Here is a 10621-nt window from a genome sequence, read left to right as displayed (position 1 = left end):
AAACGAGGGCAGCCCTGTGGGCGCCAGCGGAATGTGGGGTCACCGCGCGGTCCGCATCTGATGGTGTCGACGTCAATGGTATACGGGTGCATCATCGACGTCTTCAATACAGAAAATATCAGTGCGGAATGTTCCGGAGAGAAGCCCCCGTCACGCCCCCGGATTCCCTGCGTTTACGGCCTTGAGGTCGGCGTGGGCGGAGGACTTGGTTGTTGGGAATACGTGTCCCGGTCGCTGTTTCGCGGCTTTGCCGCGAAAGGCGCGCCGCTTTGGGGCGAGTGGAGGATGTGGTTGTTGCAGTGGCTTGTCCCCTTCGCTGTTTCGCGCTTTGCGCGAAAGGCGCGCTACTTTGGGATGGGTGGGGAACGTGGTTGTTGCGGCAACTGATCCCCGCCACAAATTACCCTTGGCATACTTGCGCGAAAGCCTACTGGTGCTACACTTGCAATTGCTGTTTCAGGGCGGGGTGAAATTCCCCACTGGCGGTAAATCGGGCGGTGCTAAAGGGGTGCCGTGGCGCAGGCGAGGTGCCTGCGGCCGAGCCGATGAGTCCGCGACCCGTGTGTGCGTTGGTTCGCATGCCGGCTGAACTGGTGAGATCCCAGTACCAACGGTTAGAGTCCGGATGAAAGAGGCAGGTGATCTTATGTCTGAACAGTCGCAGCATATCCATTTTGAGAACACGAATAGGTGGAGCACCAAACAGCTCGTTACCATGGCGCTGATGTGTGCCTTGGGCGCCCTGTTTATGTACGTGCAGCTGCCTATCCTTCCTTCGGCGCCGTTTTTGACGTATGACCCGTCGCTGGTGCCGGCGATGGTGTGCGGTTTTGCGTATGGTCCTGGCGCCGGTACTGCTGTTGCCGCTATGGCGATTGTTATCCATGCGCTTACCACGGGCGATTGGGTCGGCGCACTTATGAACCTGGTTGCTACGCTGGGCTACATTCTGCCCGCGGCTATCGTGTACCAGAAGATGCATACCTATAAGGGTGCCGTGATTGGCCTAGTGTTCGGCGTTATTGCCGCTACGGCGCTGTCTATGGTCGCTAACCTTACCATTGGCGTATGGTTCTGGTATGGCTCGGTCGATGTGATCGCCCCGCTCATGATTCCTGCCGTGCTGCCGTTCAACCTTATCAAGACCGTGCTTAACTCGGTGTTGACGCTAGCGGTGTATAAAGCAGTCTCCAACCTCATCACGCCTAAAAAGGACCAGGTCAAAGGCCGCGCATGATTGAGTGTCGGGGCGTTTCCTTTAGCTATGACGGTGCCGTACCGGCACTCGACGGTGTCGATCTGAACATCGAGGACGGGGAGTTTTTCTGCATCCTCGGTGGCAATGGGTCGGGCAAGTCGACGTTTGCCAAGCATCTGAATGCGCTGCTGCAGCCCGATGCGGGCACGGTACGTATCAACGGTATGGATGCGTCCGATCCCGAGCTGGTCTACGACATTCGTTCGACCGCAGGCATGGTGTTCCAGAATCCCGACGACCAGCTGGTGGCAACGCTTGTCGAAGATGACGTTGCGTTCGGTCCCGAAAACCTTGGCGTTCCATCGGCGCAAATTGCGCAGCGCGTACGCGAGGCGCTGAAGGGCGTGGGCCTGGTGGGCTTTGAGCGCCACGAGACCCACGCGCTCTCGGGTGGCCAAAAGCAACGCGTGGCGCTTGCTGGCGTGCTTGCCATGGAACCGCGCGTGCTCATCTTGGATGAGGCTTCCTCGATGCTCGATCCGCGTGGACGCAAGGGCCTCATGAAGGCTTGCCGCGCGTTGCATGATCGTGGCATGACCATCGTGATGATTACGCACTTTATGGAAGAGGCCGCCGAGGCCGATCGTGTCGCGGTGTTTCGGGCGGGGCGCGTTGCCATGCTCGGTACGCCCGAGGAAATCTTGACGCGAGCGGACGAACTTGCGCAGCTCAACTTGGATATGCCGGCGTCGTGCTGTCTAGGTAGGGCACTTCGTGAGAAGGGCGTATCCGTTTGCGCACAGGTGCGTGAGGCGGATATGGTCGCTGAGATTGCGCAGGCTTATGCCGAGCGAAGTGGGGCAGGCACCGCGGGGCAGTCTTCCGCATCCCAGTTGGAAATCGCTGACGTCACTGTTCCGGTAGACAACGAGGGCAACGCGTCGGAGCCCGTCATCGAGCTATCCCATGTTTCGTACAGTTATTCGCTCAGTCCGCGCGAGCGCCGCCGCTGGCATAAGCGCTCGGTCACTGCGGGCAAATCGAGCAAACAGGCTCTCTGGGGAAACGACCCCAGCAGCCCGTGGGCGCTGCGCGATGTATCGCTGACGGTGCGTCGCGGCGAGTTCCTGGGCTTGGCAGGTCATACCGGTTCGGGTAAGTCGACGCTGGTCCAGCATCTCAACGGTTTGATTCGCCCCCAGGAGGGATCCGTTCGCGCGCTGGGGCTCGACCTATCAAACAAGAAAGACGCCGCTGCGGTTAAGGCCAAGGTCGGCGTGGTATTTCAGTATCCTGAGCGTCAGCTGTTTGCCGAAACCGTGGCGCAGGACGTGGCGTTTGGTCCGCACAACCTTGGCTTGCCGCAAGATGAAGTCGACCGTCGTGTCGAGTCATCACTCTCGCGCGTGGGCCTCGATCTTTCCACGGTCGGCGACAAGAGTCCCTTTGAGCTTTCGGGCGGTCAGCAACGGCGTGTGGCATTCGCCGGCGTGCTCGCCATGGAGCCCGAGGTCCTGGTGCTCGATGAACCCATGGCGGGGCTCGATCCGGCTGCGCGCAGGGATTTCCTTGAGCTTATCGGTCGACTTCATTGCGATGGCCTGACCGTTGTCATGGTTTCGCATAGTATGGATGACCTGGCCAATTGCTGCGACCGTATTGTCGTGATGAACGAGGGCGCGGTGTTTGCCGAGGGCACGCCCGCTCAGGTTTTTGCGCATGCGGATGAGCTCAAGTCGATCGGCTTGGGCGTTCCCGCCGCCCAGCGCATGGCGTTGGCGCTCGCGGAGGCGGGCGTGCCGCTGCGTTGCGGCGGGCTTTATACGGTTGAGTCGCTGGCAGACGAGTTGGTGGACCTGCTAATCGGTCGCTCGGACGGTCCTTCTAACGTCGCGGACATTGCTAAATCCAAGACGGTCGCGCGAGAGGAGGGCTGCTAATGGAGGCGTTTTCGTTTGGCAGCTACTATCCGAGCGATAGTGCGATCCATCGCCTGGATCCGCGCACCAAGCTGCTCCTGGGCTTTGTGTTTTTAATCACGACGCTGACCGTCGGCGGCTTCCGCGGACTGGCCCCTGTCGCAATTTTCGTCGTGCTGATCTATGCCGTGTCCCGGGTGCCGGCTCGTTGCGTTCTGTCGTCGATGGCGCCGCTGCTGGCAATCGTCGTCGTGGTCGCGGTGCTCAACTTGTTTACCGATCAGAGTGGGCGCATCCTGTGGCAGCTCGGCTTTCTGCAGATAAGCGAGGGCTCACTGCGTTCTGCCGCCTTTATGGCGTGTCGCCTGACCCTGATGATGGCCGGCATGAGCGCCATTACGCTCACCACGCCTACGCTCGACCTTACCGCGGGCTTTGAGCGTCTGCTCGCACCGTTTGCGCGCGTGGGGCTCCCTGCGCATGAGCTCGGCATGATCATGGGTATCGCGTTGCGCTTTATGCCGCAGTTTGCCACCGAGATGAAGCAGACGGCGGACGCGCAGGCAAGCCGCGGTGCACGCGTAACGGGTGGCCCGCTCGGCGGCGTGCGTATGCTCGGCAGTGTGGCGATTCCACTGTTCACGGGCGTGTTCCGTCATGCCGAGACGTTGTCTGCCGCCATGGATGCACGCTGCTATCACGGCGAGCAGGGCCGCACGCGTCTGCATGCACTTGCATTTCGCCGCGGGGATGCGCTGGCTGCGGTTGTGACGATGCTGCTGTTTGCGTGTGTCATCGTCGTCAACCTTCAACTTGTTTAGGCGCGATTCGAGCGCAAGAAAGGGGTCCCTATGACCGACAACGACCGCACGGCTCAGCTTGAGCGCGCCTGTTCGTATCTCAGGCGCATTCCGGCGTGGTATCTGGCCACGACCGATGTGACCGACGGGCATCAGCCTCGCGTGAGGCCGTTTTCGTTTGCCATGGTCAATGACGGTAAGCTGTGGTTTTGCACGTCGCGCGACAAGGATGTGTGGGCGGAGCTGAGTGCGAATCCCAAGTTTGAGCTCTCGGGCTGGAAGCCGGGGGAATGTTGGATCGTGTTGACCGGCGAGGCCGCACTTGAGGACGACGCGGTTGCGAGCGACAAGGTGCGTCAAGCGGGTTTTAAGCACATGGTGGGCATTGGCGAGGAACACGAGAGTGCCAACGACGGCCGCCTTGCTTTCTTTTCGGTCCGCAACATTGCCGCGCGCTTCTGTGATATCGACGGTAGCGAGGAGCGCCTGGAGCTCTAGAGCGTCTCAAATTAACTACCCGTTCCGAATTAGCTAGCGCCAGGAGGACACATGGACGGATTGAATACGGTGTTGGAGTATCTGACGTCGGTGCCGGCATGGTATTTGGCGACGAGCGTTGACGGACAGCCTCATGTGCGTCCGTTTTCGTTTGCGCAGATCCAGGATGGCAAGCTGTGGTTTGTAACAGCGCGCACCAAAGATGTGTGGCAAGAGCTGCTGCAAAACCAGCGCTTTGAGGCCACGAGTTGGTGGCCGGGCCATGGCTGGCTCATCTTGCGCGGGCGTGCCGGCTTGGATGACCGGGCTTTAGGCGAAATGCGCGAAGCCGGGTGGAAGCATCTAGAGCACCTGGGCGAGCACTATGAGGGGCCTAACGACCCCACGCTCGTCTTCTTTAGCGTCGAGGATCCCGAGGCTTTTATCTGCAATCACGACGAATGGGTGCCGGTCGAGCTCTAGCCAGCTGGCTCATCCTAACAACTTGGTTTTCGCATGGGCGGGCCCCGTATTGCCCGGCGCCGTTGGGAGCGCCGGTCAATACGGGGCCCGCTCCATTTGTCAATTCCTTCAAGCGAATGTGTCGGGAATGTTTCAATGCATGAATATGCAAGCCATTTACGTGTTAATGCATCTTTTGGTGCTAAAGTTTCAACCCACTTCATAACGACCGCTGCGAAATGCGCATCGGTGCATAAATCGCAGACAAGGAGTCTGATATGTCTTTGAAGGTTGGAATCGTCGGCGCGGCTGGATATGCCGGAGCCGAGCTCATTCGCCTCGTCCTCGGTCATCCCGAGTTTGAACTTGCTGCCATTACGTCCAACGCCGATGCCGGCCAGCCGTTGTCAGCGGTGTACCCGAGCTTCACCGGCGTAAGCGATCTTGTCTTTACGACGCATGATGCCCCCGAGCTCAAGAACTGCGACGCGGTCTTTTTGGCCGTGCCGCACACGGCTGCCATGGCACAGGTGCCCGCGCTGCTTGCATCGGGCGTCTCCTGCTTTGATCTTTCGGCCGACTACCGTCTGAACGACGCGTCCGTTTTTGAGGCTTGGTATGCCGCCGAGCATACGAGCCCCGAGCTGCTCAAGACCCGTGCCTTCGGTCTGCCCGAGCTGTTCTGCCAAGACTTGGAGACCGCCGCATCCGACCATGCCGACGGCAAACCCGTGCTGGTCGCCTGCGCCGGTTGCTATCCCACCGCAACGAGCCTTGCCGCCGCGCCCGCCGTGCGCGCGGGCTGGGTGGCCGAGAACGGTCCCGTGATTGTCGATGCCATTAGCGGCGTGACGGGCGCCGGTAAGTCCTGCAACGCCCGCACCCATTTTTGCAGCGCGGACGAAAACCTGGAGGCCTACGGCGTGGGCAAGCATCGCCACACGCCCGAGATTGAGCAAATCCTTGGTCTGACCGATCGCGTCGTCTTTACCCCGCACCTGGCACCGCTCAAGCGTGGTCTGCTCTCCACGGTGACGCTGCCGCTTGCGCCGCAGGCTATCGATACCTTGACCCTTGAGGACGTTGTCGACCATTACAAGCAGTTCTACGCCGGTCGCACCTTCGTACGCGTACTCGATGCCGGTCAGCAGCCCAAGACGGCTTCGGTCGTCGGCACCAACGCCGCCCAGATCGGCCTCGCGCTCAACAAGCGCGCGGGCGTGCTGGTGGCGACGGGCGCCATCGACAATCTGTGCAAGGGCGCTGCGGGCCAAGCAGTCCAGTGCGCCAATATCGTCTTTGGCTTTGACGAGCGACGAGGCTTGCCCACAGTGGCGTGCCCGGTGTAGCACATTCGATTGTTAACGATTTGGTAGTCGGGCATCGAGTGGGGCGCCACTCTTAAGCTGGTCTCACGATTGTGGCTGGCATGGCGCACCAACCGATGCCCATTTTTTGTTTGACATAAGGAGTCGTAAAGACGATGAATGCTGAGCAGTTCGATATCAAGATTCGTGCCGTAGAGGGCGGCGTAACGGCGGCGGCCGGCTTTAAGGCGGCGGGCATCCATGCCGGATTCCGCAAGAATCCCGAGCGCCTGGATTACGCGCTCGTCGTGCCCGATAAGCCTTGCCCCGGGGCCGGTGTGTTTACGACTAACCGCTTTTGCGCGGCGCCCGTGCAGGTGAGCCGTGCCAACCTGGGCGGTGCCGACAAGGGCTACGGTATCATCGCCGGCGTTTCGGTCAACTCTGGCAATGCCAACGCCGCCACGGGTGAGACCGGCCTTGCATGCGCGCGCGAGACGTGCAGCATCGCATCGCAGGTCATCGGCTGCGAGCCCCAGCAGATTCTGGTTGCCTCCACGGGTGTGATTGGCCAGATTCTGCCGATCGACACGTTTGAGACCGCCATTCCTGCTGCCTACGAGGCACTCTCTGCCCACGGTGGCGCCGATGCCGCTCGCGCCATTATGACGACCGACACGCACTCCAAGGAGTACGCCGTATCCTACGTCAGTGAGGCTGCGGGTCATGCGGGCAATGTCTATACGGTAGGCGGAATGTGCAAGGGCTCGGGCATGATCATGCCCAACATGGCCACCATGATCGCGGTTATCACCACCGATGCCCCCGTCGAGCCTGCGGCACTTCATGCCCTGCTGCTCTCGACCGTCAAGCAGACCTTTAACAAGGTAACGGTCGATTCCGACACCTCGACCAACGACACCTGCATCATGCTTGCCTCCGGCGCCGCTGCCGCAGATGCCGAGCCTATCGTCGAGGGCTCCGATGCCTTTGACGAGTTTGCATTTGCCGTGCACGAGGTGTGCGAGAGCCTGGCGCGCAATATCGCCGCCGATGGTGAGGGCGCATCTAAGCTTGTTACGGTCAACGTTACCGGCGCCGTGAACGACGAGGAGGCCGATATCGCCGCCCGTGCCGTTGCCAACTCGCCGCTCGTTAAGACCTGCATCGCCGGCCACGACTGCAACTGGGGCCGCGTTGCCATGGCGCTCGGCAAGTGCGGCGTGAAGTTTAATCAGGAAGACGTTTCCATCGACATGATGGGCATGCCCGTCTGCCGTGACGGCCTGACCGTTCCCTTTGACGAGGACGAGGCTCTGCGACGTTTTGAGGCGCCCGAGATCGTGATCTCGGCCGACCTGGGCGCGGGCGACGCGGCGACCACCGTGTGGACTTGCGACCTCACGCACGAGTACATCTCCATTAACGGCGACTACCGTTCCTAGATTCCAGGCACGCTGCGCATCTTGCCGCGATTGCGGACAGCGGAGCACGGCGCGATAACGATACGAAAGACGAGGCAGATTATGAAATTCGCACGCGATTGTCGTTCGAACGAATCCAACGAAGCAACCGCGCAGCTGCTGTTCGAAGCGCTGCCGTGGATTAAGAACCTGACCGGTAAGACGGTTGTTATCAAATATGGCGGAGCCGCCATGGTTGATGAGCAGCTGCGCCGCGACGTGATGAGCGACATCGTCCTGCTTAAGATCATCGGCATGCGCCCCGTCATCGTGCATGGCGGCGGCAAGGCTATCAACGAGGCGCTTAGCCACTACGACATCCCCGTCGAGTTTAAGAACGGCCAGCGCGTGACCACGCCGGCGACCATGGATATCGTGCGCGAGGTGCTGGGCGGCAAGGTCAACCAGGAGCTGGTCGCGGCGCTCAACCATCACGGCAACCTGGCCGTGGGCGTTTCGGGCAGCGATGCCGGTACGCTCATCGCCGAGCCGCTCGACCCCGAACTCGGCCGCGTAGGCAAGGTCACGCACGTCAACACCGACTATATCGAGCGCCTGCTCGATAGCGAGTACATCCCCGTCATCGCTACCGTCGCGGCGGGGGAGGACAGCGGTTTCTTCAACATCAACGCCGATACCGCCGCCGGTGCCGTTGCGGCAGCGCTCCACGCGCACAAGGTGATCTTTTTGACCGACGTCGACGGCCTGTACAAGGACTTTAGCGACAAGGATTCGCTTATCTCCAACCTGACGCTCGACGAGGTCAATGAGATGCTCTACGGCGGCGAGGTCGATAAGGGCATGATTCCCAAGCTGCGTGCGGCCGTCGATGCGCTTGCCGGCGGCGTATTTCGCGCTCACATCATCAACGGCACCACGCCGCATTCGCTGCTGCTGGAGCTGCTGACCGATGCCGGCGTCGGCACCGTGATCCATTCCACCGAGACGGCCTACGAATTCGATACGCATCCGCACCCGCTTTCGACCTTTGCAGCGCGCCTGACCGAGAACCTCGACGAGGTCGAGAAGCTCCAGACGGTCTAGCTGACCCGCGGTCGTCGCGCCCCTGCACCTATAGCCCTGCGCCGTACGGCGCCCAACGAAAGGCATCCCATGTCACTTGCAGCTCAGCAATCGCTCGAATCCCATTACGTTATGCATACCTTTGGCCGCTCTCCGGTCGAGTTTGTCGAGGGCCACGGCATGAAACTCACCGGCGACGATGGCCGTGAGTACCTCGACTTTCTTGCCGGCATCGGCGTGTGCAGCCTGGGTCATGGCGACCCGGCTGTGCTCTCGGCGCTCGAGGCACAGACCAAAAAGCTCATGCATGTCTCCAATTACTTCTACATTGAGCAGCGCGGACAGGTCGCGGCGCTGCTGTCCAAGCTTGCTAACGACGACGTAGATGGTGCGCGCGTGCTTGCCGATGCCATTGCCGCCGGCGATGAGACCACGGCAGCTGCTCTTGGTGCCCCGGCTGCGGACGAGCAGGTGTGGGAGACCTTCTTTGCCAACTCTGGCGCCGAGGCCAACGAGGGCTCGATGAAGCTCGCGCGCCTGTACGCCAAGCGTGCCGGTAATGGCGGCAACACCATCGTGTGCATGCGCGGCGGCTTCCACGGCCGTACGCTCGAGACCATTGCCGCCACCATGCAGGATTGGCTGCAGGACAGCTTCCGCCCGCTGCCGGGTGGCTTTGTGGCCTGCACGCCCAACGATGTGGACGAGCTGCGTGCGATCTTTAAGCAGCTGGGGAGCGAGATTTGTGCCGTGATGCTCGAGCCGATCCAGGGTGAGAGTGGCGTGCACCCCATGACCGAGGAGTTTATGGCGACAGCGCGCGACCTGGCACACGAAGTGGGCGCCGTTCTTATCGCCGACGAGGTCCAGTGTGGCATCTTCCGCTCCGGCAAACCGTTCGCTTACCAGACCTATGGCGTGGAGCCCGATATCATGAGTCTTGCCAAGGGCATCGCCGATGGCGTTCCCATGGGCGCCGTGGTGGCAAAGAAGGAGATCGCCGACGTGTTTAAGCCCGGCGATCACGGTTCGACCTTTGGCGGTAGCTGCTTGGCTGTCGCGGCGTGCGCCGCGACGCTCTCTGCGCTCGTGCGCGGCGATTTTGACGAGCATGCTGCCAAGGTGGGCGCTTATATGGAGCAGGCGCTGGCCAAGCTTCCGCACGTGGTTGAGGTTCGTGGCCGCGGCCTGATGCTCGGCTGCGACTTGGATGACGCTGCGGGCGATGCGCATGATATTGTTGCCCGCGCGCTGGCCGCCGGCGCTGTGATTAACGCTACTGGTGCCCACACACTGCGTTTCCTGCCGCCGCTTGTCTGCGAGGAAGCCGACGTGGACAGCCTGATCGAGATTTTGTCGGACGTTTTGGCCTAACACGGCGCAATAACTCAATTTGGACCGGGTTCCGGACTGCGGACGTGCCATATGCGGCACGATTCAGCGGTCTGGAGCCCGTTTTGTTATCGATTTACCATGGCTGGGATAGGCCGTGTGCAAAAAGTGGCAAATATGAGTACGGGCACTAACTTCGTAACATATAAATTAGGCGTTTTTAGATGAGTTGGGCCACATATGTCCAGTTTTGCAGTAACTAAATTGGCTTAACTGGACTATCAGTCGTCGTTCTAATGTCGGATTTGCCTTTTATGACTTCGAAAACGCTGCTACCAAAAAGGTAGCAGTACTCATATTTGGCATTTTTTGCACATGGGTATTCGCCAAGGGTCCATTTCGCCGCCCGCTTTCGCTTCGGGCCTCCGCTCCTCGCGTGCTGCGCTGGAAAACGCTTACGCGTTTCCTCAGCTCCGCACCCTTGCGGGTTCGAATCCCTCTGCACGGGGCCCAAAAAGACGATATGAGAAAGCCATTGGGGTCGCCTCCCCCGCGGCGCAGCTTCTTTCCGCGGGCTCGGGGTGCCACAATGGGCTTTGAGTATCGGCCCGTGCGGTAGCCCTTACCGCACCTGCGGGGA

Annotated in this window: 9 protein-coding genes and 1 riboswitch; all 9 genes read left to right on the top strand. The window is 60.7% G+C overall.

The window, feature by feature from the left end; translation table 11 throughout:
* Positions 1-448 precede the first annotated feature (448 nt).
* A riboswitch (FMN riboswitch) is annotated at positions 449-641 on the top strand.
* A gap of 5 nt (positions 642-646) precedes the next feature.
* The 9 genes from AAAX59_RS09355 to AAAX59_RS09315 all read left to right on the top strand — a co-directional run bounded on the left by AAAX59_RS09355 (position 647) and on the right by AAAX59_RS09315 (position 10023).
* Positions 647-1237: an ECF transporter S component gene (locus AAAX59_RS09355; protein WP_117563816.1), complete on the top strand. Its 591-nt coding sequence runs from the start codon at positions 647-649 to the stop codon at positions 1235-1237.
* The gene (locus AAAX59_RS09350) at positions 1234-3138 is read left to right on the top strand and encodes an energy-coupling factor transporter ATPase (RefSeq protein ID WP_349071560.1); all 1905 of its coding nucleotides are present in this window, start codon (positions 1234-1236) and stop codon (positions 3136-3138) included. The genes AAAX59_RS09355 and AAAX59_RS09350 overlap by 4 nt, the downstream gene beginning before the upstream one ends.
* Positions 3138-3938 carry an energy-coupling factor transporter transmembrane component T gene (locus AAAX59_RS09345; RefSeq protein WP_349071559.1) on the top strand — a complete coding sequence of 267 codons (801 nt, stop codon included), beginning with the start codon at positions 3138-3140 and terminating at the stop codon, positions 3936-3938. The genes AAAX59_RS09350 and AAAX59_RS09345 overlap by 1 nt, the downstream gene beginning before the upstream one ends.
* Positions 3939-3968: 30 nt before the next feature.
* Positions 3969-4415: a pyridoxamine 5'-phosphate oxidase family protein gene (locus AAAX59_RS09340; RefSeq protein WP_349071558.1), complete on the top strand. Its 447-nt coding sequence runs from the start codon at positions 3969-3971 to the stop codon at positions 4413-4415.
* A gap of 51 nt (positions 4416-4466) precedes the next feature.
* On the top strand, positions 4467-4877 hold the full coding sequence (locus AAAX59_RS09335; protein WP_055252303.1) for a pyridoxamine 5'-phosphate oxidase family protein: 411 nt from the start codon (positions 4467-4469) through the stop codon (positions 4875-4877).
* A gap of 257 nt (positions 4878-5134) precedes the next feature.
* Positions 5135-6205 carry an N-acetyl-gamma-glutamyl-phosphate reductase gene (argC, locus tag AAAX59_RS09330; RefSeq protein WP_349071557.1) on the top strand — a complete coding sequence of 357 codons (1071 nt, stop codon included), beginning with the start codon at positions 5135-5137 and terminating at the stop codon, positions 6203-6205.
* A gap of 134 nt (positions 6206-6339) precedes the next feature.
* A complete protein-coding gene (gene argJ, locus AAAX59_RS09325; RefSeq protein ID WP_349071556.1) occupies positions 6340-7608 on the top strand; it encodes a bifunctional glutamate N-acetyltransferase/amino-acid acetyltransferase ArgJ in 1269 nt (422 codons plus the stop codon).
* Positions 7609-7689: 81 nt separating this feature from the next.
* The gene (argB, locus tag AAAX59_RS09320) at positions 7690-8670 is read left to right on the top strand and encodes an acetylglutamate kinase (RefSeq protein ID WP_349071555.1); all 981 of its coding nucleotides are present in this window, start codon (positions 7690-7692) and stop codon (positions 8668-8670) included.
* Positions 8671-8739: 69 nt separating this feature from the next.
* Positions 8740-10023, top strand: a complete 1284-nt coding sequence (locus AAAX59_RS09315) for an aminotransferase class III-fold pyridoxal phosphate-dependent enzyme (RefSeq protein WP_349071554.1) — start codon at positions 8740-8742, stop codon at positions 10021-10023.
* Positions 10024-10621: the final 598 nt, after the last annotated feature.

This window comes from Collinsella sp. CLA-ER-H2 (assembly GCF_040092405.1).
Classification (GTDB): domain Bacteria; phylum Actinomycetota; class Coriobacteriia; order Coriobacteriales; family Coriobacteriaceae; genus Collinsella.
This window is presented reverse-complemented; position numbering and strand designations above follow the sequence as displayed.

Bases quoted from the DNA above. Each gene is read 5' to 3' on its own strand.
- AAAX59_RS09355 (WP_117563816.1), top strand. From the start codon at position 647: ATGTCTGAACAGTCGCAGCATATCCATTTTGAGAACACGAATAGGTGG.
- AAAX59_RS09350 (WP_349071560.1), top strand. From the start codon at position 1,234: ATGATTGAGTGTCGGGGCGTTTCCTTTAGCTATGACGGTGCCGTACCG.
- AAAX59_RS09345 (WP_349071559.1), top strand. From the start codon at position 3,138: ATGGAGGCGTTTTCGTTTGGCAGCTACTATCCGAGCGATAGTGCGATC.
- AAAX59_RS09340 (WP_349071558.1), top strand. From the start codon at position 3,969: ATGACCGACAACGACCGCACGGCTCAGCTTGAGCGCGCCTGTTCGTAT.
- AAAX59_RS09335 (WP_055252303.1), top strand. From the start codon at position 4,467: ATGGACGGATTGAATACGGTGTTGGAGTATCTGACGTCGGTGCCGGCA.
- argC (WP_349071557.1), top strand. From the start codon at position 5,135: ATGTCTTTGAAGGTTGGAATCGTCGGCGCGGCTGGATATGCCGGAGCC.
- argJ (WP_349071556.1), top strand. From the start codon at position 6,340: ATGAATGCTGAGCAGTTCGATATCAAGATTCGTGCCGTAGAGGGCGGC.
- argB (WP_349071555.1), top strand. From the start codon at position 7,690: ATGAAATTCGCACGCGATTGTCGTTCGAACGAATCCAACGAAGCAACC.
- AAAX59_RS09315 (WP_349071554.1), top strand. From the start codon at position 8,740: ATGTCACTTGCAGCTCAGCAATCGCTCGAATCCCATTACGTTATGCAT.